This window comes from Tenacibaculum agarivorans, from assembly GCF_001936575.1.
GTDB classification, from domain to species: Bacteria; Bacteroidota; Bacteroidia; order Flavobacteriales; family Flavobacteriaceae; genus Polaribacter; species Polaribacter agarivorans.
This window is the reverse complement of record NZ_MSMP01000001.1, coordinates 23,033-46,997: the sequence shown is the minus strand read 5'-3', so window position 1 is coordinate 46,997 and position 23,965 is coordinate 23,033. Positions and strand designations below refer to the sequence as shown.

Genomic DNA, 23,965 nt, shown 5'->3' with positions numbered 1-23,965 from the left:
AACTAAATCTGATGAAATTCAATACAAAAACAATTCATGGAGGACAAAAACATGAGGAAGCAACAGGTTCAGTGATGACACCTGTTTTTCAAACCTCTACCTATGCACAATCTAGTCCAGGTATTCACAAAGGTTATGCATACTCAAGAGCTGCTAATCCTACCAGAACGGCTCTAGAAAATGCTTTTGCCGCCATTGAAAATGGCACTCATGGATTTGCATTTTCATCAGGTTTATCTGCTATAGATTGTATTTTACGCTTATTAAATCCAGGAGATGAGGTAATTGCAGGAGATGATATTTATGGTGGATCCTACAGAATGTTTACTAGATTATTTCAAAAGTATGGGTTGAAATTTCAGTATGTAGATATGGATGAAGTAACTAATGTTACCAACGCAATATCTTCGAAGACTAAACTCATTTGGATTGAGACTCCAACTAATCCTTTAATGAAAATTGCGGATATAGCAGCTATTACTAAAGCTGTAAAAGCAGTAAATTCAGAAATTATACTAGCGGTAGACAACACCTTTGCTACACCTTATTTACAACGCCCATTAGATTTAGGAGTTGATATTGTAATGCATTCAGCTACAAAATATTTAGGAGGGCATTCAGACGTAGTTATGGGAGCATTAATGGTAAAAGAAGAAAAACTAGCTGAAGAGTTACATTTTATTCAGTTTGCTGCTGGAGCTATTGCTGGTCCCATGGATTCTTTTTTAGCATTACGAGGTATAAAAACGTTACACGTACGTATGCAACGCCACTGTGAAAATGGTAAAGCTGTTGCTGAATTTTTAGCAGAACATGATAAAGTAGGAAAAGTATATTATCCAGGATTTGAAAATCATCCAAACCATAATATTGCAAAAAAACAAATGGAAGACTATGGAGGTATGGTATCTTTCCGATTAAAAGATGAGAGTAAACAAGCAGCGTTTACATTTTTAGAAAATACTAAAGTGTTTACATTAGCCGAGTCTTTAGGCGGAGTAGAAAGTTTGGTAAATCATCCTGTAACCATGACACATGCTTCCATACCAGAAGCTGAACGTTTAAAAATTGGTATTACAGATTCTTTAATTCGTTTGAGTGTTGGTATTGAAGATATAGACGATTTGTTAGCTGATTTGGAACAGGCATTAAATGCTTAGTTAAAAGTTTTTATTCTAAACTCTTCAGTATAATTAGCCACAAACTCTTGAATATATTTTTTAGAAGCATCAGTTTTACGAATCACAACATAATGTGTTCGAGTTACACCTTGCGGACCAATTTGTTTAAATACTAAATCATCAGAAAGTTTAAACGTTTGTAAAGCCCATTTAGGCATGCAGGTAATTCCCATATTGGCTTTTACAATTTCTAAAGCAACTTCTGTTAAAGGAATAGCGGTTATTTTTTTAGGTAGAATTTGATTTGGTTTTAAAAATTGCTGATATACAGACACGGTTTCTAAAGGAAAAGAATGAATAATTAAGTCGATAGAAGCAAAATCATCAGCATTTAAATGATCTCGTTTTGCTAATGGATGTTCTTTATGGAGAATGGCAAATATTTCATCTTCAAAAATAGCAGTATTTTCTAAAGATGCTTGATTTGGTTTTTCAGTAACAATAGCAATATCAATATCTTTCGATAGTAATTTTGGAATAGGTTGATGCGTATCTTCCAAAATTAATTCCACAGTAATATTCGGATATAAAATTCCCATTTTTTGGATAAAGGATGGTAAACCTTGATAAAAAGAATAACACTCTGTACTTACTTTTATAGTACCGTTAGATCCTTCCTGAAGTTGTTGAATATTTTTAAATCCTTTATCAATACTAGATAATACTTCACAACTTGTTTTATACAACTCATTTCCTTCTTCTGTAAGTTCCCATTTATTTCGAGATCGAATAAAAACTTTAAACCCTAATCGTAGTTCTAATTCTTTTAATTGATGACTTAATGCAGACTGGGTTAAAAACAATTTATGGGAAGAGTTAGCTAGGTTACCTTCTTCTGCTATTGTTTTGATGAGTTTAAAATATTTAATATCCATACAGCTAATATATAGTTTAATCTATTTCACTGTAGTTGAAAAAAATTCAATCTTAATGTACCATACTTCAATGATATAAAATTGATAGTACACATTCACTAAATACATTTGTAACAAATAATTAAAATAATTTAGATATGACACAAATTGAATTTTACGAAGCGAAACTAGCATATGAAATGGATCCTTCAGATTTATTCGAAGCTTTTGAAAAAAGTACAGATTATATTGCTGTAGATGCAAGACAATTTTTTGGATTTGAGAGAGAACATATTCCAATGGCAATTAATTTACCACATCGGGAAATGACAGAAGAAAGCACTAAACATTTAGATAGATCTAAAATATATGTTTGCTATTGTGATGGAATCGGCTGTAATGCGTCAACAAAAGGAGCTTTAAAATTGACACAGTTAGGCTTTAAAACTATGGAATTAATTGGAGGTTTAGAATGGTGGAAATTTGATGGCTATGCTACAGAAGGGAAAGAAGCAAATTCAGGAAGTGAATTTGTCTGTGCATGTTAAAAGTTAAAGATATAAGCATTAGAAATTTTAAAGAAAAAGACATAGCACAGCTTATTGAGTTATGTAAAGCTCATGCTATTCATGAAAGAACAGAAATAAAAGATGAAAAAAAATTGGCATTAGTTTCTAATTGTTTTTTAGATTCTACGCATAACATACATTGTTGGGTAGTTGAACAATCCAATATATTGGTGGGTTACGCTACTTTTTGTAAACAATTTTCTACTTGGGGCGCTGCTTTTTATATGTATTTAGATTGCTTGTATTTGAAAGAAGAGGTTAGAGGAAAAGGACTAGGTAAAAAAATAATGAGTGCAATTAAAGTTTTTGCATTAGCAGAAAATTGTGAAATACTACAGTGGCAAACTCCCGATTTTAATACAAATGCGATAGCATTTTACGAAAAATTAGGCGCTAAAAAACTCAGTAAAAAGCGCTTTATGTGGAATTTAACATAAAAAATATACCGTTTGGTATATTTTTTATATATATTTACATCGGATGTTAAAATCAGAAAGAACAAAATTACATATCATTGAAACAGTTGCTCCTATTTTTAATAGAACAGGTTATTCTGCAATGAGCTTATCTAAAATTACACAAGCTGCAGGATTAACCAAAGGAGCCATTTATGGTCATTTTGAAAATAAAGAAGAGTTGGCTATAGAAGCTTTTCGGTATAGTGTAAGAACTGTTCTAAGAGATTTAAATGCTTTTGTAGACCAAGGAGAAACACCTTTAGATATGTTGATTAATATTACTAGATTCTACAAAAATTATTACAACTACAGTAAAAAATTTGGAGGATGTCCAATATTAAATACAGGTGTTGATGCAGAAAATCAAAAACATTCCATTTCTAATTTAGTACGATCATATAATAAAAGGATTTTAAATCAATTTATTAAACTTATAGATAAAGGAAAACAAGAGCAACAAATAAAAGAAACTATAGATAGTGAAGTATATGCCAAGCGTTTCTTTTATATGATTGAAGGAGCGGTATATATGTCGCATATTATGAAAGATGAAAGCTATCTTTTAGATATGTCACATATTATGAAACATATTATTTTAAATGAATTAAGACAAAAATAAATTTTTTTATATAAAAATATACCGTTTGGTATAAATCAAAAACTATGGAATTACCAAAACTATTAGAAAGTACAACTAAGATTAGATTTCAAGATTGTGATCCATTCAATCATCTAAATAATGCGGCATATTTTAATTATTTAATTAATGCTAGAGAAGACCAAATTATATCAAATTATGATTTGGATATTTATAAGCACGGAAATGAAACTGGAAAAAGTTGGGTGGTTTCATCACATCAAATTGCTTATATAAAACCAGCTGTTCTTATGGAAACAGTTACAATACAATCGCAATTAATAAGTTATAGTGATAAAAGATTACACGTAGAAATACGGATGTTAAATGAATCAAAGACTGAACTCAAAGCAGTAATGTGGAGTTCATTTGTGTATTTTAATTTGTTACAGTTGTCTTCAGAAAAACACACTGAAGACTTGCTTGAACTTTTTAGGAAGGTCGTTTTACCAGTTAAACAAACAAACTTCGAAAAAAGGGTAAAAAACTTACGATTTGAAAAAGTATAAGCAAAAAAAAGCACCCGTTCTAGGGTGCTTTTTAATTTATTAAGAATTTTGAGTTGAAACTTATTTTGCTTCAGCGTATCTTCTTTCAACTTCATTCCAGTTGATCACTTTAAAGAAAGCATCAATATAATCTGGTCTTCTGTTTTGATAGTTTAAGTAGTAAGCATGTTCCCAAACATCTAATCCTAAAATAGGAGTTCCTCCACAAGTAACACCTGGCATTAATGGATTATCTTGATTTGGTGTAGAACATACCTCAACTTTACCTCCTTTGTGTACACATAACCAAGCCCATCCTGAACCAAATTGTGTAGCAGCAGCTTTAGAGAAAGCTTCAATGAAAGCTTCTTTTGAACCAAATTCAGCCTCAATAGCATCTTTTAATTCTCCAGATAAATATCCTCTATCTTCAGGATTCATAACAGTCCAGAATAAAGAGTGATTATAAAAACCACCACCATTATTACGAACAGCTGCATTACTCATATCTAAATTAGTTAAAATATCTTCTATAGATTTTCCGTCTAAGTCAGTACCTTCAATGGCAGCATTTAATTTGTTTGTATATCCGTTATGATGCTTAGAGTGGTGAATCTCCATAGTTCTTGCATCTATATTTGGTTCTAACGCGTCGTAAGCGTATCCTAATTCTGGTAATTCAAAAGCCATAATTTTTGTTTATTTGATTACTAATTAACAAGTACGAATTTACCATAAAAAAATAGGACTAACAACAAGTAGTCCTATTTGATTTTTTATATGAAGATAAGATTATCTTATAACAATACTATTTCTAGCTATTCAGAAAATTCTCGCATAAACTCTTCCGCCTTTTCAACCATATTTCTACTTCCACAGAAAAAAGGAACTCTTTCGTGTAATTCAGTAGGTTGAATATCTAATATTCTAGCAAAACCATCACTAGCTTTACCATTAGCTTGTTCAGCTAAAAAAGCCATAGGATTGCATTCGTATAATAAACGAAGTTTTCCTTTTTCATTTTTAGAACTCTTAGGATACATATAAATACCACCTTTAATCATATTTCTATGAAAATCTGAAACCAAAGAACCAATATATCTACTAGTGTAAGGTCTGTCTCCTTCTTCTTCTTGACAGTATTTTATATATTTTTTTACACCTAAAGGAAAATGAATATAATTTCCTTCATTTACAGAATAAATTTTTCCATCTAATGGAAACTGCATATTAGGGTGTGAAAGGTAAAAAGTTCCAATTGCTGGGTTTAATGTAAATCCATTTACACCATCTCCGGTGGTATATACTAGCATAGTTGAAGTACCGTAGACTACATAACCCGCAGCAACTTGCTCACTTCCTTTTTGTAAAAAATCTTCTTTTTTAACAGGAGTTCCAACAGGAGTTACTCTTCTATAAATAGAAAAAATAGTACCTACAGAAACATTTACATCTATATTAGAAGATCCGTCTAAAGGATCTATTAAAACGACATATTTATTTTGATGATTCTCATCTTGACTATTGACTACAATAAAATCATCTTCTTCTTCACTGGCAATACCACAAACAATATTTCTATTCGTTAAGGTTTGAATAAACTTATCATTAGCATAAACATCTAATTTTTGCTGATCTTCCCCCTGAATATTAGTTTCTCCAGCGGCTCCAATTATATCAACTAAACCAGCTTTGTTAACTTCATGGTTAACAACTTTAGCTGCTAAACGAATAGAGTTGATTAATCTAGATAATTCTCCTGAAGTATATTTAAAAGAAGCTTGATTTTCGATGATAAACTCACCTAGCGTTTGATTTTTTTTAGCCATAAAGAATGCATAATTTATATCTATTTGCAAAGATGACAACTTTATTATAGAACTACAACGTTTTAGTATTGAAATCTTTCAATTCATTTTTTTCTTGAAAAAAATCAACAAAACAATGTGATGTGTTGTAATTTGTAATTTTTTTTAAAAGGGTACTATAAAGCCTATTTTTGTTGAAAAATTTAAGAAATGAGTTTCCATATTCGTAAAGGAGAATTAAAAGATGCAGAGTCTATTCACAATTTAATTGTGGAATTAGCTGTTTTTGAAAAAGAACCTGATGCTGTAGAAGTATCGGTTAAAGATTTAGAGTCTGATGGATTTTCAAAAGATCCAAGATTCAATACGTTTGTTGCAGAACAAGAGGATGGTACTATTATAGGAATGGCTTTATTTTATGAGCGTTATTCTACATGGAAAGGAAAAGCAATTCATTTAGAGGACTTAATGGTAACTCAAGAAAAAAGAGGAATTGGTGCAGGAAAAGCTTTATATAGTGCGGTACTAAAATATGCGTATGAAAACGGATATAAAAGGGTAGCATGGGAAGTGTTAGATTGGAATACGAGTGCTATTACCTTTTACGAAAATAGTGGGGCGAATGTTTTAAGAGATTGGAACGTAGCTCAAATGAATGAACAAAATTTAGAAAAATTTATAAATGAGAATTTTTAAGTTTGGTGGAGCATCAGTAAAAAGTCCTGATGCCGTAAGAAACGTTGTACGAGTTTTACAACATCAAGGAACAGAAAATACGTTAGTAGTAATTTCTGCTATGGGTAAGATGACTAATGCTTTTGAACGTTTAATAAAAGCATACACAGAAGGAACTGATGATGTAAAACCAGCATTACAAGCCATAAAAGATTTTCATATTGAAATGTTAGATGGCCTTTTTGAAAAAGGAGATGAAGTATATACTGAAGTTACCTATTTATTTGGAGAGTTAGCAGGCCGAATGGCAATTAATACTTCTGATGATTATGATTATGTTTACGATCAAATTGTTGGTTTTGGCGAAATTTTATCCACTACCATAGTAAGTGCGTATTTAACTAAAATAGGAATTGAAAATAAATGGTTAGATGTTCGTGAATATATTAAAACAGATAGTAATTATAGAGATGCAAAAGTAAATTGGGAGCTTACAGAAACTATAATTAAGGAAAAAGTAGACACATCTAAACTTAATATTACGCAAGGTTTTTTAGGGAATAATGGAGAATATACTACAACATTAGGTAGAGAAGGTTCAGATTACACTGCGGGTATTTTTGCGTATTGTTTAGAAGCAGATAATGTAACCATTTGGAAGGATGTGCCTGGTGTTTTAAATGCAGACCCAAGAGTTTTTACTGAAACAGAATTATTACAAAAAATATCATATACCGAAGCTATTGAGATGGCATTTTATGGAGCTTCTGTTATTCATCCAAAAACAATTCAACCTTTAGAGCAAAAACAAATTCCACTATATGTTCGTTCTTTTGATGATTTAGATAGATCAGGAACAACCGTGTTAAAATCGAATGGAATTGAGCCTGAAGTACCCTGTTATATTGTAAAGAAAAATCAAATTTTGATTTCTGTAGCAGCAAAAGATTTTTCTTTTATGGTAGAAGATAATATTAGTGATGTATTTAAAAAGCTTCACGATTATAAGTTAAAAGTGAACTTAATTCAGAATTCAGCAATTAGTTTTTCTGTATGTGTTGAAGATAAGTTCAATAGCTTTGATAAATTTTATAATGATTTAAAAGAAACCTTTAAAATAAAGTCATATAAAGATGTTACATTATATACAATCAGACATTTTAATGATGATGCTTTAGATAGTATTAAAAAGAAAGGTAAAGCTATTATTAGACAGATTAATACAGAAACGGCGCAATTAGTCATACAAGAAAACGTATAATCATCATATTTTTCTTATATATTTGCGGTTAGGTTAAAACCAAACTTACTATGGGTTTAGTTACATCAAAAGAAGTCGCAAAAGCAATAAAAGTTGATAAGCTAGGTTTTTTGGGTACGTTTATCGGCTGGTTATTGATGAAGATTTTGCGAATCTCTACTGCAAATAAGGTATACAATAAACATAAACATTTAAATGACCTTCCTTTTTTAAAAGGATTGTTAGATGAATTCCAAATTGAATTTGAAATTCCTGAAGAAGATTTTAAACGTATTCCAAAAGAAGGTCCTTTTATTACCATTTCTAATCACCCGTTAGGAGGAATAGACGGTATTTTATTGTTACGTTTATTAGTTGAACATAGACCGGATTATAAGATTATTGCTAATTTTTTATTACACAGAATAGAGCCATTAAAGCCCTATGTAATGCCCGTAAATCCTTTTGAAACACACAAAGATGCAAAATCAAGTGTAGCAGGAATTAAAAATGCATTATTACATTTAAGAGAAGGAAAGCCTTTAGGTATTTTCCCTGCTGGAGAAGTGTCTACCTATAGAGATGGAAAGTTAATGGTTGATAAAGAATGGGAAGAAGGCGCTGTTAAATTAATCAAGAAAGCAAAAGTGCCGGTAATACCTATCTATTTTCATGCTAAAAATAGTAGACTTTTCTATGTGTTATCAAGAATCAGTGATACACTACGAACAGCAAAACTTCCTTCAGAATTATTATCACAAAAAAATAGAGTAATTAAGGTTAGGATAGGTAAACCAATATCTGTTAAAGACCAAGATAATTATAAAGAGACACCTGCGTTTTATGAGTTCTTGCGTAAGAAAACATATATGCTAGCCAATCCTTTTGAAAAAAATCAGAAGTTAATCTCTACTGAAAAATTAAAATTACCTAAAAAAGCAAAGAAAATAAGCTCACAGAGAAATCCAGAGTTATTTGTTAAAGAAATTGACGGACTTAGAGATAAAGGAAAACGTTTGTTAGAGAGTAAAAGCTATGAAGTGTTTTTTACTGAGGCAAAAGAAATTCCAAATGTATTACATGAAATAGGTCGTTTAAGAGAAATCACGTTTAGAGAAATTGGAGAAGGTTCTAACAATTCGATAGATTTAGATAAGTTTGATAAGTATTATCACCATTTGATTTTGTGGGATAACAACAGCCAGAAATTAGTGGGAGCCTATAGAATGGGGATTGGTAAAGGAATTTTTAAACGCTATGGTATTAATGGTTTCTATGTACATTCACTGTTTAAAATAGAACCAGAGTTGTATCCAATGATGGAGAATACCATAGAAATGGGTAGAGCTTTCATTATTAAAGATTATCAGCAAAAACCGATGCCCTTATTTTTGTTATGGAAAGGAATAATACATATTACACTCCGTTATCCTAAACATAAATATTTAATGGGAGGTGTGAGTATTAGTAATCAATTTTCAGATTTCTCAAAATCGTTAATGATTGAGTTTATGAAGTCTCATTATTACGATCCTTATGTAGCACAGTATATCCATCCTAAGAAAGAGTTTAAAGTAAAGCTGAAAGATGGAGATAAAGATTTTGTATTTGATGCTACACAGTCAGATATGAATAAGTTTGATAAAGTTATTGATGAAATAGAGCCAGGTGCATTAAGAATACCAGTATTAATAAAAAAATATGTAAAACAAAATGCAAGATTAGTGGCGTTTAATGTAGATCCTAAATTTAATAATGCTGTGGATGGTTTGATGTATATTAAGGTTGCAGATATACCTGAAAGTACAATGAAACCAGTTCTAGAAGAGTTCCAAGCAGAACTAGAACGGAAAGCCTTAGAGAACCAAGCAAACGCAAATAAATAATAAAGTGATCATTACGATCACTTTTTTTTATACATAATATTTATAAAAGCTTTTCGTTATTCTTTAACCCAATAGTAATAAATTTAATTTAAGATGAGAAAAACTTTTATAATTCTAAGTGCGCTAACGTTGTCACTTTCTTCTTGTGTTTCTAAGAAGAAGTATTTAGCTTTAGAAAAACAATACCAAGATACAAAAGGGAATTTGCAGAAAACTGCTTTTGAAAAGAAAGAGTTAGAAGCGAAGTTTGCAAAAATTGAAAAGAGAGTAGAAAACTATAATGAAAAGATAAATTCATTAAAAGACTACAATTCTGATCTTGAGGCTAAAAATAATGTGAAATTAGACATGGTTGGTAAAAATGCTGTCATTTCTAATACAATGAAAGAGAAAATGAGAGCAACTTTAACAAAAGTTGATCCTGCTGAATTGGCTAATGCTAAAACGTTAAAAGATTCTATGGACGTTGCTATAGCCTATAACTTAAAGAAATCTATTAATAGTTCTGATTTAGAAGGTTCAGAGGATGTTAATGTAGATATTGATCAAACTGTAGTAATGATTTCTGTTTCTGATAAGTTATTATTCAACACAGCAAGTTATAGAGTAAAGAAAAAAGCGTATAAATTAATCCAAAAATTAGCTGATGTAATTAACTCAGAACCAAGTATGGATGTAATGATTGAAGGTCATACAGATTCTAGATCAATAAACAATGCAGTATTACAGGACAACTGGGATTTAAGTGTGAAAAGAGCCACTTCAATTGTAAGATTATTAGAGAAAAAATATAAAGTAGAACCAAGTAGATTAATTGCAGCTGGTAGAGGGAGTTCTATACCTTTAGTAGATAATTCTACTTCAGAAAACAGAGCTAGAAACCGTAGAACAAGAATTGTGATTTTACCAAATCTTGATAAATTCTTTGGACTATTAGCTCAAGAAGAAACTATCGCCCCATAGTTTAGAATGTGTAATTTCTTTAAAAAACTAATCCTGAAAAGGATTAGTTTTTATTTTTATAGACCTTTCTTATTTCTTTCCGAATAATCGTTGGAAGAAATTCTTTGTTTTTCCTTTAGCTTCTTTTATTTCCTCTGCTGCATCTTCTGCAAAATCTGCAGCTTTTTCAGCTACGTCATCTAAAGTTTCTTTAGCTTCTTTTGCAAACTCATTAGCTTTATTTTTAATGTTTTGGGCTTCTTCACTAGCTAGTAATTCGCTAACTTTTTCTTTTACATCATTAAAAGCATCCTTAGCATCATCAGCTAAATCCGCTAATTTTTCACCTGCATCACCAGCAAATTCTGAGATTTTTTCTTCAGCAACCTTAGCATATTCTCCAGCTTTTTCTTTCGCATCATTGAAAGCTTCTTTCGCTTCACCAGCTAATTCAGTAGCTTTATCAGCGGCAGTATCAAAAGCTTCTTTAGCTGTATTTGTAGTTTCTTCAGTAGTTTCACTTGCTGTATTTTCAACATGCTCAGCAGCATCATTTGCATGATCTTCTAAATTTTTATTTTCTTCAGACATTTTCTTTTTGATTTAAAGTTAGTTATCAAATTTATAAAAATAAAAATAATGTAAAATAGGTCGTAAATAATAAATGTATTGCAGCAATTTCATCAGTGCTAAAAATAGCTTACTCCCCTATAAATAGTGTTTTGGATTCACGGAAAAAGGGGTTTTGTGGGGACAATTGTCAATATACTTTTGTGGTATTAACCACATAAATTAAATTACAATGACACAGAAAATTTTGAAAGCCGTAATGGTAGTTTTGGTGCTGATTTTTGTTACTTCTTGTGAGAATAATGAAATAGAGAGTTTTGATACAGATGTTTCTACTATTGAGCAACCTATACCCACATTGCCAAAGTTTTTTAAAAAGAAAGTAGCACAAGTATTCGCTAAAGCTAAAGATTCAATGCCGCAACCATCAAATCCGATCTTCAGTTGGGCTTTGAAAGATGGTTCTTATTTTGAAAGATTAGGAAATCGTATTGTTAAAAACTTTAATGCAGGAACTGTTACAGAGACATATACAATTACTCATGTAGATGCTAATTTTATAATGGCGTCTCATACAACCAATGGGAATCTAATAGCATTGCCTACTTGGAGTGTTGATAATTTACGCAATTATTTTCAATACAATTCAAATTCTGAAAGTTGGGATGTTATAGATGAAGTTCGTTATCAAATACAGACGTCGCAGGATGATTTTGATGTATTTTTTAATTATATCAATCCTGATAGAATAAGACTTCGTTGGATTGCCGATTCACCAGAAAACTTTTCAAAATATAGACACGATGTATTTTTGAATGATGAAAAAGTACAAGAGAATTATACAAAGTCTTTTGCTTGGCAATATCTAACAATTCCATCACTACAAGCAGAAACTGATTATAAGCTTAAAATTGTAGCCAAAGATCAAGATAATGAAGGTAGACTAAAATTTAAAAAAGTTGAATTTAGGACACCAAAGAAAATTGAAATTTCAGATTTTAAGGTATCTATTGATAGTATAACACGATCTGGTTTTAAAGTGTATTGGACAACACCAAAAGTTAGTTCAACCAAGCCGATACAATATAATGTGCATTTATCTTCTAATGTTCTAGGAACTGTTTTAGGTTCTTCTACAGGGAATTCAATGGTAATTGATAGTTTGCCAATTTCTAAAGATATAGACTTCTCTATCTCTGTAGTAGCTGCAGTAGCTAGTGATGAAAAAGGAGCAAAGTATACAGAATATAAAAGAATTTATGCAGAAAAATTCGAGTTATTAGATTAATGAGAGTTGTTTTTTAAATAAGTAGGATTATTTTAAAAAAGATACCCAACAATTGATTTTGTTGGGTATTGTTTTCAACTAGAAAAACTAATTGAATTATCAAACATTAACTCTTAATGTCTTCTTGTTTTTTTCTCTCTATATAAGCAATATCTCTTGTGTTTTTCTGGACTGCAATTGCTGAGTAAATACTTAATAAAAATGATATTCCATAAAACCCTTTTTCACTCAATTCTAAATCAGCATTCCATAAACCAATAATTAAAAGAAGTATAGAAATTATAGTAGTTGCCCAACTGATGCTATAGTACATTTGCGTTACTTCAATACCTTCTAGCTTATCTCGTACGGCTTTTTGTACAGAAATTACTGAGAATAGTCCAAATAGTAAGATGGTAAAATAGTACCCTTTTTCATTTAGTAACATATCGGCGTTCCATAATCCAATACAAAAAGCAATTGTTCCCACAAATAAAGATGCCCAAGATGCACCTACAAAGGCACCTGTTGGTTTCTGATCGTAAATTTCTCTTTCTTTTCTTTTTTCTTTCTTGTTAGCAGTTTCTGTATTTGAAATTGTTGTTTGATAATCCATAATAATTTGTTTTAAATGATTACAGGACAAAAATGGAAATAGAAAAGTAAGTACTGAAAACATTTTTTTTAAAAAACTGATGATATATTAATGTATAAAATTATTTTAGTAATTAAATTTATTGAGTTTTTGTAATTAAAACTGATGATTAAAAATGAGTTTAGAGACTGTTATTTCTTCATTTTCTACAGATGATTACTCCAGATTCCTTACTTTTTTAAATAAAAAGAACAAAAGAACTGATGTAAAGAATATTGAATTATTTAGATTAGTTTATACTGGTGAATTGTCTTCTCAAGAAATGTGTGAACAATTGTATCCAAATCAGAAAAAAGATGCATATCATGCATTAAGAAAAAGATTATACGAATCGTTAATAGATTTTTTAGCTAGCATAAATTTAGAAGAGGAAAATTCAGAGAAAGTTGAAGTGATTAAATATATTTTGGTTGCACGTTCTTTTCTAGAACAAGGTCAGTTAGTCTTAGGTTTTAAACTTTTAGATAAAGCAAAGATTATTGCGCAAGATTATCAACTATATCCATATTTAAATGAAATTTATCATTTAAAAATTCAATATGCACATAGTAATGAAAAAGAAAGCTTAAATGACTTAATTCTTGAATTTAATAAGAACAGGGAACTCGCTAGATTGGAAGAAGAGCTCAATATTGTGTATGCTAAAGTAAGAGCAATACTAAATAAAATTACAACTAAAGGAGAGGTTGTAGACTTTCAGAAAATTGTATTAAAAATACTTCACGAGCAAAATATTGATATTGATGAAACATTATCGTTCAAATCTCTATATCAGTTGTTAACAATAGCAAGTATTTCTGCTTTTGTTTCTAAAGATTACTTGCAAGTAGAATCGTTTATGTTAGATATGTATGCATTATTAAAAGAGCATCCAAATAAAGAAAGAGAACGATTTTATCACATTCATGTATTGTATATGATTGCGAACACATTGTTTAGAACCAAGCAGTTTGAAAAATCATTAACATTTTTGGAGCTTATGAACGCTGAAATTTTAAAAAATAAGCGAAAGTATGAACGTGTTTTTAGATTGAAACATACATTATTATACACCTTAAATTTAAATTACTCCAATCAACAAGATAAAGCAATCCTAATATTAGAAGAGACTTTAAAGAAAAAACATACAGATGTTATTGGTGTATTAGATTTACACTTAAGTTTAGTGGTTTTTTATTCTCAAAAAGGAGAGATAAAGGTATCCTATAGATTAGTGTCAAAACTGTACCATACGGATAAATGGTATATAGAAAAAGTAGGAAAAGAATGGGTAATTAAAAAGAACTTAATAGAAATTTTGCTTTTAGTTGAGTTAGATAATTTTGATGTATTTGAAAATAGACTATCGAATTTTAAAAGGCAATATGGTGCATATTTAAAAGAAATAGGGCAGGAGCGTGTATTGACTTTTTTAAAGTATGTAGCTTTGTATTATGACAATCCTAAAGAGATAACGTCTGAAACTTTTTTTTCTACTTTAGAAAATTCTTTTGATTGGGTTGGAGCCAAGCAAGAAGATATATTTGTAATGAGTTTTTATGCTTGGCTAAAAAGTAAAATGATAAATGAGCCTGTATACGAGGTTACTTTAGATTTAATTTCACAAGCTCAAGAGCTATAGAAAAGCTTCATCGTTGGGTTCCCATAGTTCTATTTTATTACCATCTAAATCAATAATCCAGGCAAACTTTCCGTAGCTATATTCTTCAACGTTATCAAGTACAGTTACACCTTCGGATTTTAATTGTTCAAGAAGTTCTGTTAGATTCTCAACTCGATAATTAAACATAAAGTCTTTTTTAGAAGGAAGGAAATGATCAGTGTTTTCTTTAAAAGGACTCCATTGTGTTGAGGCTTTATTATTTTCATTGTCTTTCCACCAGAATGTACATCCCCAATCATCCGTATTAAATCCTAAATGTTCTTTATACCACTCTTTTGTAGCGTTTACATCTTCAGTTTTAAAAAATATACCGCCAATACCTGTTACTTTACCTTTTTTCATTTCTTGATGTTTTTTTCATATGTATTAATCCAATCTTCAACACTTATTTTAGTGCACAACTCCGCAATAAGCTCATAAGGAATATCATCCATTTTTTTAAATCGAACACAACTTTTTCCCATATCCAATTTACGTTTACTATGTTTAGGATATTCATTAACAAACCAATCGTGAATTTCTGGGTTAGCATAAATGCCACTATGGTATAAATTCACAGAATTTTTTTGAGAAGCTAAATTCATAAACGGTAGCGGTAATTTAGGGTCACAATGATAACCATCAGGATAAATTGAATGAGGAACATAGTAGCCTAACATATTGTAATTAATCCCTTCTTCAAATCCGTTAGGAATGTTGTTTTTAATAACTTCTCTGAGCTTTTCAATAACCATTTTACGTTCTTCAGGGAGTTGAGCTATGTATTCCTCTGGTGTAGATGCTTCGTATTTCATGAATTAAACTATTTACGTTGTAAAAATAATGCTGATAATAAAGATATTATAAATCCTATAATAACTACTGTAGCAAACATGATGAATGCCATAAAACCTGATCCTCCGTATTGTTGCATTTGTTGAGTTAACTCAGCTTTTTTAATTTCAAATTCTTCAGGAGATAAAGACACCTTCATAACCTCTAAACTCTTTTCTAAATATTCAGATGCAAAATTTGGATTGATCTGAGTCGTATAAACATAGTCCATAATTCCAAAACCAATTCCTGCAAAAGCTGAAATCAATACACCAATTACAAGAGCTTTTCCAAAACTTACTTTCCCATTGTTTTCCTTATCCCTAAAGTATTTGATACCTAAGAACACAAAAGATAATGAAGTTATCATGGATAAGTAACCTATAATTTCCTGTGTAGAATATGGCAACGATTTGCCTAAAGTAAGTGCTAAAAAGAATAGAACACTTGCTGTTATTAAACTAAAAAGACCGTATTTGATAATAGTTTGTTTCATAAGACAACATAATTTTAAATGATAGGTCAAATGTAAAATGAGTGAGTCAAAATGTACTCATACTAAAGTACCAATGTACTCATACTTTAGTATAAAACTAAATAATATTGAGCTCTTTAGCAATTTGAAGTGCTTGAGTTCTCCTTTTGGCGTTTAGTTTGGAGAGTAAATTAGAAACATGTGTTTTTATGGTGCTTTCGGAAAGAAAAAGCTCATCTGCAATCTCTTTATTGGACATTCCTTTTGCGATAAGTTGAAGGACATCATATTCTCGAGTAGTAATTTCTAATTCCTTGATTTTTTGAAGATCGATTTCTTGCTTTGAAGAGGTCTCTTGGGGAAGTTGATTCGTTTTTTTATGATAAACAATACCAATGACGAAAGATAGAATAGCAATTATAGCAACAAAAAAATCAGTGTTTAAATTCCCTGTTGCTATTGAGTATTTGCTAAGTTGAAATAAAACTAATAATACTAAACTTAAAGCACCAAAAACAAGAATTGTTTTTTTCATGCTTCTAATTTAAAAATAAGAGTTTTAACTATTAATATTTCATTCTATTTTATCGAATCCAACAACCATCCCACGGAGTTGAGGTTAATGGAATATCAAAAGGGGCATTGTTATATGTATTTCCAGAAGCAGAACCTGATACTTGAAGAAAACGGTAGGCCCAGCATTTATTATCGTGTTCTACTTTATTATTTTCCAAAGTAAGATTGGTCATTTCTAGAAAGGCTAAATGTCCATTATCCATAAAGTTATCTTTAATAACTAAATCTGCACCTTTATACATATACATTCCACAATTGTTTAATATATTATTTTCAATATATGTAGTTGCAGGGTTGATTTTCGCATTGTCATTAGAATACATAATAATTCCATTCCAATTATTAACTGAAACTGTTCGCATGGTAATGTTGTTATTTCGAACTTTCATGTCAGCATTTTTCCAATACACTAAAGGTCCATCTATATATTGACTGTCTTCTCCTTGAGTAAGGATGTTATTTTCTATAAGTATATTTTTACCATCAGTATTTACAATATCTCCACCTCTGTTATTGTGAAAATAATTGTCTTTAATAGTGATATTTTCATTAGTTCTACCAGCTCCTTCCAAATCTATTCCAAATTGAGGAGGAGTACCACTAGTATGATGTATTTCATTATCTTCAATTAAAATATTTGAAGCACCTACTAAAGAAATGCCTTGTCTTCTATTATCAGTAAAGTGATTTCTTTTTATTACAACATCTTTTAGCCCTTGTGTTTCTCCTTTTGGGCTACCTACGGTTAAAATTCCATCTCCATTAGCTTTAGCGAGTGTGGTATTTTGCACGGTAATATTACTGCTTTTTCCTTCTATACAAATCAAATGTCCTTCATCATGTACTGTACTGCCATCTGAACTTCTTGGAGTGTAAACATGGTAATCCCGATCTCCTAAAATGGTGCCTCCAGAAACTACTACGTTAGTTTTGTTTCGTATAGCAATAGCGCAATAATTCCATTTGTTATTTTTACCCATTTCAAGAATTGCATCTTTATCTAATAAAAAAGCAACATTACTGTCTAGTGTAATTCCTGCTTGATAAATATCATTACCTTCTTTTCCAATCAAATAATGTCCTTTAGGAAGATTGATGATACCATATCCTTCCGATACAGCCCAATCAATTGCAGCTTGTAAATTATCTGTAGTTTTTTCAGGGTTTGATCTGTTGTTTGGGATGTCCCATTGCGCTATATCTATAGTGTAGGAATTAGTTGGGATTTCCGGGTAAGGAAGATTAGTGATCGGCTCCATTACTCCATTGAAAGGATTGGGGTTGTTAGGGTCTGAATCTGATAATTCAGTAGCTTGATTAAAATTTATAGAAGCATCTTTAGAGCAAGATATTACACATAAAAGTATAGTAATTAAGGGAATTAATTTTTTCATAAATAATTTTTAAAATTTTGTTTTTAGAAACTGAGAACAATTTACAAAATAAAAAGGCCACTAAATTAGTGACCTTAGTTTTTGATTTTTTGTTACTTTTTTACAATTTGTGCTGTTGATTTTCCAACAACAGAAATAAAATACATTCCTGAATTTAAAAAATCAGTATTAATGATTTCGCTGTCAGAATCTGTTTTCTTACTGAATAACTCTTGTCCATTAGCATTTATTATTTTAATAGTATCATTTTTTTCTAATCCGGAAATAGTAATTGTACTTAAAGTAGGATTTGGATACATGCTAATTTTAGGTGAGCTAAACTTATTTTTAAATTTTGCTGCAGCAATAGGAGTAATGCTCCATTTCTGATTGTTATTAGTTTTACTGTAACTCCATAAGTGAACATTAGCATCTGTAGCACCACCAGCTCTATCTAAAGCAGCACTTGTACAATGTAAAGGTTGTAAGTTATAAATACCATTACTATTTTCTGTAACAATCCATTTTTGATGATCTTTAGATGATCCGGTCCAAGTAGCTACGTTTTTACCATTACCACATTGTCCGTTTGGAACTTCTAAAAATCTATTACTACCTAAGTTTTTTATGGTATATACATTATTTCCTAAATGATTGAAGGTCCATTTTTGATCATTCCAATTTCCTGGATTGTGCATTCTCGCACTATGATTTTCTAAACCTCTTGCCAACAAACGTTGATTAGAAGATCCTATAAAGTAATTTCCATTATTGATAAGTTGTGCGGCTTGTACAGTTATATTATCTATTTGATCTCTATCTATAGCTTCTCGCCATGTAGTTCCTATAGGTCTAATATGCGTTTTGTATAAGTAACCTGTGCCTGGTGTCGGAGCTTCTGACAAAGTAATAGTAATAGGTTTTGCTCCACTACCTTTTGAGACGGTTTCTACTTTGTTTCCTAACCATTTTGATGCTGACCAAAACTCAACAACAATTTCTCTGTTTGTATTGGCTTGATAGTTAATATTGAACGTATAACTTTTTTGTGAAGGAATACTTGTTGGAGGATTACTAAAAGCTACTTTGTCAGTAGTTGGAGTGTTATCATCAACTAATTCATAAGATCTTACCCAGTCATAATATGTAGTACGATCAGATAAAGAACTATTCATTCCATCTTTACCAGATTTTGGCGGATTCCAATCATAAGTTTCCACAACAAATCGTAAAAACATATCTAAATTAAAATCAGAAGGTAAGTTTATGGTTCCTACATCTTTTCCATCTAAATAAAAAGTTGCTTGATCTTTGTTTTTATACCAAACGCCATAAGTGTGATAGTCTGCCCAAGAAGGCTCTCCAATATCTGCTTTATTTCCTACAGAACCTCTTGTATAATTACATCCAGCAGGCCAGGGACAATTACTTAATTGACCGCCTGGAGGATTACTACACCAAGGTTGTCTACTATGAGAATTAGAGTTCATTTTATTAGGAAAGCTACCGTTAGGGTTTCTAGTATCGATTCCAACGACTTCTACAACATCTAATTCAGTAACTCTTCTGTCACAGGCAGAAGTTCCTTGATTGGCTTCGTTGATTAACCAAAATGTAGACGACATAAATGTTTTATTGGCCTTCATTTTTGTTTCATAATATCCATATGGAGCTTTATGTATGCTTCTAACTGCAGCACCTTCATGTGTCCATCCAGAAAATGGTTTGTCTTTAGTTTTAGCAATTAATTTTAAATTTCCATTAGAAACTGAAACATTAGCGGTTTCAAATCGGGCAGGTTTTCTCCCTTCCCAAGTAGGAATATTTTTAGCCCATTTATTGGTGTTAAATCCATTGTTGAATTCATCAGATAGGTTTTCAATTTTTTTCCATTTCTTCCCTGGGGGAGGAGCTGGTTGCGCATACGTAGTATAACATATTAGTAATACCACGACAAGTAATAAGGGGTTTACAGTTTTCATTTTAGGGTAATTATGGGGTTGATTAATAGTATAATAAACTACATTGTAGTTGATCAGTGTAAGAGATCAATTTGGTTAAGTTGATCTTTAACTGTGGGGATCCAGAATACATGCTTTCTTTTGAAAAAACACATAATAGTATAACTTGCCAATAATTAAAAAATTGTGGTATTAAGAAAAATGATTAAGATTTGATAAAAAAGTAGGAAAGAGCTTTCTAAGAAAATGCCTTTTTGATTTTATCTACTATGGTCTGTGCTAATTTTTCTTTACTTTCAATAGTCCATCCAGCGACATGAGGAGACAAGATAACTTTATCTGATTGAATGAGATGTTGAAAAGCTTCTGGCATACTGGTTTCGTTAAATAAGTTTTCAAATGATTTTTTTTCATATTCAAGCACATCTAAACCAGCACCTAAAACTTTTCCGTTTTCAAGAGCTTGTATTAAATCTGAAGTAACTACCGATTTCCCTCTAGCTGTATTGATTAACCAAAAAGGTTTTGCAAAAGCATTGATGAAGTCTTTATTGACCATATTTATGGTTAATGGAGTTTGGGGTGTATGTAAACTTAGCACATCTGCTTTTGCTTGAAGTTTCTCTAGTGAAACTTGTGTGCAATTTTCATCCCCAACATTCGGTTTAATATCATAACATAAAACTTCAACATCAAAACCTCTGAGCTTTTTAGCAAAAGCTTTTCCCATATTTCCATACCCTATGAGTCCAACAGTTTTTCCGTCTAACTCAATTCCTCTGTTTTCTTCGCGTAACCATTTCCCTTCTCTAACTTCTTTGTCAGCTTTATTAAGTTTATTAAATAAAGAAAGTAACATTCCCAAAGCATGCTCACCTACGGCATTTCGGTTTCCTTCGGGAGCAGAGATTAATTGTACTCCTTTAGTAATTGCATACTCACAATCGATGTTTTCTAATCCAGCACCAACTCGGCCAATAAATTTAAGATTTGTGGCTTTATCTAAAAATTGTTTGTCAATAGTAAATCTGCTTCTAATAATAAAGCCATCGTATTCATGAATTTTAGCTTCTACTTCTTCTTTATTTGAGGTATAGTCCTCGTAATTAGTAAAACCTAATTCTGATAATTGATGAATTAATAATGGGTGATTGGTGTCTAGATGAAGAACGTTCATGCTATTTTTAATTAATGTTATTAGAAGTTTTGTTCTTGAAATATAATAATGACCCTATTATTATAGTCGGTATTATTACACATATGACTACTGAGGCTTGTATATAATTCATTCCTAAATGCTGAAACCAATTTAAAAAATCAACACAATAATCAAATAAATAATGTGAGAAAATTTCAAAATTAGGAATGAGTAGTACAGTAAGCGCTATAAATGCCAGAAAACCTAATACTATATATTTCTGATTAAAAATTTTACTCAGTAGAAAACTAAATAATGAAGGAATGATAATGAAATATACTATAATATTAATCTCTCTATAAGTAAAACCACTTACTGCAGAAATCCATTTTAATAATTTATAGACTAAATCGAAGACTTGATCCATATATCATGACTTAGTGAAGTCTTAATACTGTTCATTTTCATTAGGGAAATCCACATTTTTTACATCAGTAATATACTGTTCAAATGCACTAGTCATTTCAGCATGTAAATCTAAATAACGACGTAAAAACCTAGGATTGAATTCATGCGTCATTCCTAACATATCGTGTGTCACTAAAACTTGTCCATCAACACCGCTACCAGCACCAATTCCGATTACAGGAATGGTTAAACTTTCAGCAACCTCTTGAGCCAATTTAGCAGGTACTTTTTCTAATACTAAAGCGAAGCAGCCTAACTCTTGTAGCAACTTAGCATCTTCTTTTAATTTTTGAGCTTCTGCTTCCTCTTTTGCACGTACAGTATACGTTCCGAATTTATAGATAGATTGCGGAGTTAATCCTAAATGTCCCATAACAGGAATACCAGCGGTTAATATTCTTGAAATTGATTGTTCTATTTCTGCACCACCTTCTAATTTTACAGCATGTCCACCTGTTTCTTTCATAATTCTTATGGCAGATTCCAATGCTAATTTGGAATTTCCTTGGTAACTACCAAAAGGTAAATCTACCACAACTAAGCAACGTTCAATAGCACGAATTACAGAGCTTGCATGGTAAATCATTTGATCTAGGGTGATAGGCAACGTAGTTTCATGTCCAGCCATTACATTAGAGGCTGAATCACCAACTAAAATTACATCTATACCAGCACCATCAACAATTTTTGCCATGGTATAATCATATGCAGTAAGCATAGAAATTTTTTCGTTATTGCTTTTCATTTCAATCAACGATTTCACAGTAATTCTCTTGTATTCTTTTTTTGCTACTGACATATGGTTTTTTGTTTAAAATCGAGTAAAAATATACAAAATACTGCAAACTCGTTAATCTTCTGTTAATTTGATTTTAATCCCTTCTTTTTTTTTAGATTTACGTTAAAGTTTTAGTTCATGTTCAAGTTTTCTTCGTTCTTTATTTTAGTCTTGCTTACCTTTTCAGGGATAGCACAAGATGCAACTGAAGAACAGCAAATTAAAAAGGTGATTGATGTATTTTTTGATGGTTTACATCAAGGAGATTCTACTTTAGTTGGCACAACATTGCATAAGGATATTAAGATTCAAACCACATATACAAATAAGAAAGGTGAGAAAATCTTAGTAAGTGAAACACGACAAAAATTATTAAAGGCTATTGCTTCTAAAAAAAGTTCAGATACTTATTTTGAAAAACTATTGTCTTATCAAATACAAATAGATGGAAATTTGGCTTCAGTTTGGACTCCATATGAGTTTTATTTGAATGATACATTTAGTCACTGTGGAGCTAATTCTTTTCAGTTATTTAATAACAATGGAAAATGGGAAATTATCTATTTAGTTGATATGAGAAGAAGACAGGAATGTAGAGTAAGTCTAGAAAAAAAATAATGTATATTTGCCCTCGTGAATAAAATTAAGGAAACACACACGTTAAATCCTGATACATGGATAGATAACTATTCAGATTATCTGTATAACTATGCTGTTGTTAGAGTTAGTAACAGCGATGTAGCAAAAGATCTTGTTCAAGAAACATTTTTTGCAGGATTACGCTCTGCTAAAAATTTTGAAGGGAAATCGACAGAAAGAACTTGGTTGATTTCTATCTTAAAACGTAAGATAATTGATTACTATAGAAAAATCAATTCTAAAAAAGGACAAGCAGAGGTAAGAATGAATTTTTATGAAGATGGAGACAATGAAGGAAATTGGATAGAAGAGCGTGTGCCGCAATCATGGAATAGTGAAACCGAAAGGAATATTGAAAATGAAGAATTAAAGAGTCAGATAGATATTTGTATCGATAATCTTCCAGAAAAATATGCCATGGTTTTTAGAATGAAAACTATTCAAGAGTTTGAAACTGAAGAAATTTGTAAGGAGCTAGATATTACTCCGTCCAACCTATGGGTAATTATCCATAGAGCTAGAACTCAGTTGAGAAGTTGTATGGAAAAAAATTGGTTTAATAAATAAAAAGATGTTTAAATTTTTAAAAATTACATGTCAAGAAGCTAATGAGATTTGCAATAAATCTCAATATGGTGAGGCTACAACATTGGAGAAAATTAAGCTTCAGTTTCATATAGCTACTTGTAAAATATGTTCTTTATATGCTAAGCAGAATGCTAAGTTAACAGACATATTTAAAGCAAAAGCGTTAGACTGTAAGCAGGAAACTCACTGCATGACTAGTGAGGACAAAGAACTACTAAAAGAAAAATTGAAGCAGGTGTCTTCATAAAAAGAAATCGGTTTTA

General features: G+C 30.8%; 28 protein-coding genes. 14 read left to right on the top strand and 14 right to left on the bottom strand.

The window, feature by feature from the left end:
- Positions 1-11 precede the first annotated feature (11 nt).
- Complete coding sequence (locus tag BVC87_RS00210; protein ID WP_075340325.1) at positions 12-1,160, top strand: cystathionine gamma-synthase; 1,149 nt, start codon at positions 12-14, stop codon at positions 1,158-1,160.
- Here the strand turns inward: BVC87_RS00210 and BVC87_RS00205 are convergent.
- A complete protein-coding gene (locus BVC87_RS00205; RefSeq protein ID WP_075340324.1) occupies positions 1,157-2,056 on the bottom strand; it encodes a LysR family transcriptional regulator in 900 nt (299 codons plus the stop codon). The genes BVC87_RS00210 and BVC87_RS00205 overlap by 4 nt on opposite strands.
- Positions 2,057-2,193: 137 nt before the next feature.
- On the opposite strand from BVC87_RS00205, the gene BVC87_RS00200 reads away from it, so the two are divergent.
- From BVC87_RS00200 to BVC87_RS00185, 4 genes are read left to right on the top strand one after another with little or no spacing between them, the layout of a single operon-like run.
- Positions 2,194-2,583 (top strand): rhodanese-like domain-containing protein, encoded by a 390-nt coding sequence (locus BVC87_RS00200; protein ID WP_075340323.1) that lies wholly within the window; start codon positions 2,194-2,196, stop codon positions 2,581-2,583.
- The gene (locus tag BVC87_RS00195) at positions 2,577-3,041 is read left to right on the top strand and encodes a GNAT family N-acetyltransferase (RefSeq protein WP_075340322.1); all 465 of its coding nucleotides are present in this window, start codon (positions 2,577-2,579) and stop codon (positions 3,039-3,041) included. The genes BVC87_RS00200 and BVC87_RS00195 overlap by 7 nt, the downstream gene beginning before the upstream one ends.
- 43 nt (positions 3,042-3,084) lie before the next feature.
- Positions 3,085-3,681: a TetR/AcrR family transcriptional regulator gene (locus tag BVC87_RS00190; RefSeq protein ID WP_075340321.1), complete on the top strand. Its 597-nt coding sequence runs from the start codon at positions 3,085-3,087 to the stop codon at positions 3,679-3,681.
- Between the two features lie 44 nt (positions 3,682-3,725).
- Entirely contained in the window at positions 3,726-4,208 is a 483-nt protein-coding gene (locus BVC87_RS00185; protein WP_075340320.1) for an acyl-CoA thioesterase, read from the top strand.
- A gap of 60 nt (positions 4,209-4,268) precedes the next feature.
- Here BVC87_RS00185 and BVC87_RS00180 read toward each other — a convergent pair whose 3' ends face one another.
- Positions 4,269-4,877 (bottom strand): superoxide dismutase, encoded by a 609-nt coding sequence (locus tag BVC87_RS00180; RefSeq protein WP_075340319.1) that lies wholly within the window; start codon positions 4,875-4,877, stop codon positions 4,269-4,271.
- Positions 4,878-5,005: 128 nt separating this feature from the next.
- Positions 5,006-6,016, bottom strand: a complete 1,011-nt coding sequence (fbp, locus tag BVC87_RS00175) for a class 1 fructose-bisphosphatase (protein WP_075340318.1) — start codon at positions 6,014-6,016, stop codon at positions 5,006-5,008.
- Between the two features lie 189 nt (positions 6,017-6,205).
- On the opposite strand from fbp, the gene BVC87_RS00170 reads away from it, so the two are divergent.
- The 4 genes from BVC87_RS00170 to BVC87_RS00155 all read left to right on the top strand — a co-directional run bounded on the left by BVC87_RS00170 (position 6,206) and on the right by BVC87_RS00155 (position 10,759).
- Positions 6,206-6,691 carry a GNAT family N-acetyltransferase gene (locus BVC87_RS00170; RefSeq protein ID WP_075340317.1) on the top strand — a complete coding sequence of 162 codons (486 nt, stop codon included), beginning with the start codon at positions 6,206-6,208 and terminating at the stop codon, positions 6,689-6,691.
- On the top strand, positions 6,678-7,931 hold the full coding sequence (locus BVC87_RS00165; protein WP_075340316.1) for an aspartate kinase: 1,254 nt from the start codon (positions 6,678-6,680) through the stop codon (positions 7,929-7,931). Before BVC87_RS00170 ends, BVC87_RS00165 begins: the two co-directional genes overlap by 14 nt.
- Before the next feature lie 50 nt (positions 7,932-7,981).
- On the top strand, positions 7,982-9,796 hold the full coding sequence (locus tag BVC87_RS00160; RefSeq protein WP_075340315.1) for a GNAT family N-acyltransferase: 1,815 nt from the start codon (positions 7,982-7,984) through the stop codon (positions 9,794-9,796).
- 93 nt (positions 9,797-9,889) lie between these two features.
- A complete protein-coding gene (locus BVC87_RS00155; protein ID WP_075340314.1) occupies positions 9,890-10,759 on the top strand; it encodes an OmpA/MotB family protein in 870 nt (289 codons plus the stop codon).
- Positions 10,760-10,828: 69 nt separating this feature from the next.
- Here the strand turns inward: BVC87_RS00155 and BVC87_RS00150 are convergent, their stop codons facing one another.
- Complete coding sequence (locus BVC87_RS00150; protein WP_075340313.1) at positions 10,829-11,329, bottom strand: hypothetical protein; 501 nt, start codon at positions 11,327-11,329, stop codon at positions 10,829-10,831.
- A 211-nt stretch (positions 11,330-11,540) separates the two neighbouring features.
- Between BVC87_RS00150 and BVC87_RS00145 the strand changes: the two genes are divergently transcribed.
- A complete protein-coding gene (locus tag BVC87_RS00145) occupies positions 11,541-12,596 on the top strand; it encodes a hypothetical protein (RefSeq protein ID WP_075340312.1) in 1,056 nt (351 codons plus the stop codon).
- Between the two features lie 106 nt (positions 12,597-12,702).
- Here BVC87_RS00145 and yiaA read toward each other — a convergent pair whose 3' ends face one another.
- Positions 12,703-13,191 (bottom strand): inner membrane protein YiaA, encoded by a 489-nt coding sequence (gene yiaA / locus BVC87_RS00140; RefSeq protein WP_075340311.1) that lies wholly within the window; start codon positions 13,189-13,191, stop codon positions 12,703-12,705.
- A 154-nt stretch (positions 13,192-13,345) separates the two neighbouring features.
- Between yiaA and BVC87_RS00135 the strand changes: the two genes are divergently transcribed.
- Positions 13,346-14,851: a hypothetical protein gene (locus tag BVC87_RS00135; protein ID WP_075340310.1), complete on the top strand. Its 1,506-nt coding sequence runs from the start codon at positions 13,346-13,348 to the stop codon at positions 14,849-14,851.
- Here the strand turns inward: BVC87_RS00135 and BVC87_RS00130 are convergent.
- From BVC87_RS00130 to panB, 9 genes are all read right to left on the bottom strand, one after another.
- Complete coding sequence (locus BVC87_RS00130; RefSeq protein ID WP_075340309.1) at positions 14,846-15,235, bottom strand: VOC family protein; 390 nt, start codon at positions 15,233-15,235, stop codon at positions 14,846-14,848. The genes BVC87_RS00135 and BVC87_RS00130 overlap by 6 nt on opposite strands.
- A complete protein-coding gene (locus tag BVC87_RS00125) occupies positions 15,232-15,687 on the bottom strand; it encodes a DUF1801 domain-containing protein (protein ID WP_075340308.1) in 456 nt (151 codons plus the stop codon). The genes BVC87_RS00130 and BVC87_RS00125 overlap by 4 nt, the downstream gene beginning before the upstream one ends.
- A gap of 8 nt (positions 15,688-15,695) precedes the next feature.
- Positions 15,696-16,202, bottom strand: a complete 507-nt coding sequence (locus tag BVC87_RS00120; RefSeq protein WP_075340307.1) for a DUF4199 domain-containing protein — start codon at positions 16,200-16,202, stop codon at positions 15,696-15,698.
- Between the two features lie 97 nt (positions 16,203-16,299).
- Entirely contained in the window at positions 16,300-16,716 is a 417-nt protein-coding gene (locus BVC87_RS23900; protein WP_075340306.1) for a response regulator transcription factor, read from the bottom strand.
- A gap of 49 nt (positions 16,717-16,765) precedes the next feature.
- Positions 16,766-18,151 (bottom strand): right-handed parallel beta-helix repeat-containing protein, encoded by a 1,386-nt coding sequence (locus BVC87_RS00110; RefSeq protein WP_075340305.1) that lies wholly within the window; start codon positions 18,149-18,151, stop codon positions 16,766-16,768.
- 92 nt (positions 18,152-18,243) lie between these two features.
- Positions 18,244-20,112: an RICIN domain-containing protein gene (locus BVC87_RS00105; RefSeq protein ID WP_075340304.1), complete on the bottom strand. Its 1,869-nt coding sequence runs from the start codon at positions 20,110-20,112 to the stop codon at positions 18,244-18,246.
- A gap of 217 nt (positions 20,113-20,329) precedes the next feature.
- Entirely contained in the window at positions 20,330-21,268 is a 939-nt protein-coding gene (locus BVC87_RS00100) for a 2-hydroxyacid dehydrogenase (protein WP_075340303.1), read from the bottom strand.
- 7 nt (positions 21,269-21,275) lie between these two features.
- Complete coding sequence (locus tag BVC87_RS00095) at positions 21,276-21,656, bottom strand: hypothetical protein (RefSeq protein WP_075340302.1); 381 nt, start codon at positions 21,654-21,656, stop codon at positions 21,276-21,278.
- A gap of 21 nt (positions 21,657-21,677) precedes the next feature.
- Positions 21,678-22,496, bottom strand: coding sequence for a 3-methyl-2-oxobutanoate hydroxymethyltransferase (panB, locus tag BVC87_RS00090; RefSeq protein WP_075340301.1), 819 nt, complete (start codon positions 22,494-22,496; stop codon positions 21,678-21,680).
- 117 nt (positions 22,497-22,613) lie between these two features.
- On the opposite strand from panB, the gene BVC87_RS00085 reads away from it, so the two are divergent.
- The 3 genes from BVC87_RS00085 to BVC87_RS00075 are packed head-to-tail and all read left to right on the top strand — an operon-like array spanning position 22,614 to position 23,949.
- Positions 22,614-23,093, top strand: a complete 480-nt coding sequence (locus tag BVC87_RS00085; protein WP_075340300.1) for a nuclear transport factor 2 family protein — start codon at positions 22,614-22,616, stop codon at positions 23,091-23,093.
- 15 nt (positions 23,094-23,108) lie between these two features.
- Positions 23,109-23,681, top strand: coding sequence for a sigma-70 family RNA polymerase sigma factor (locus BVC87_RS00080; protein ID WP_234974605.1), 573 nt, complete (start codon positions 23,109-23,111; stop codon positions 23,679-23,681).
- A gap of 4 nt (positions 23,682-23,685) precedes the next feature.
- On the top strand, positions 23,686-23,949 hold the full coding sequence (locus BVC87_RS00075) for a hypothetical protein (protein WP_075340299.1): 264 nt from the start codon (positions 23,686-23,688) through the stop codon (positions 23,947-23,949).
- Positions 23,950-23,965: the final 16 nt, after the last annotated feature.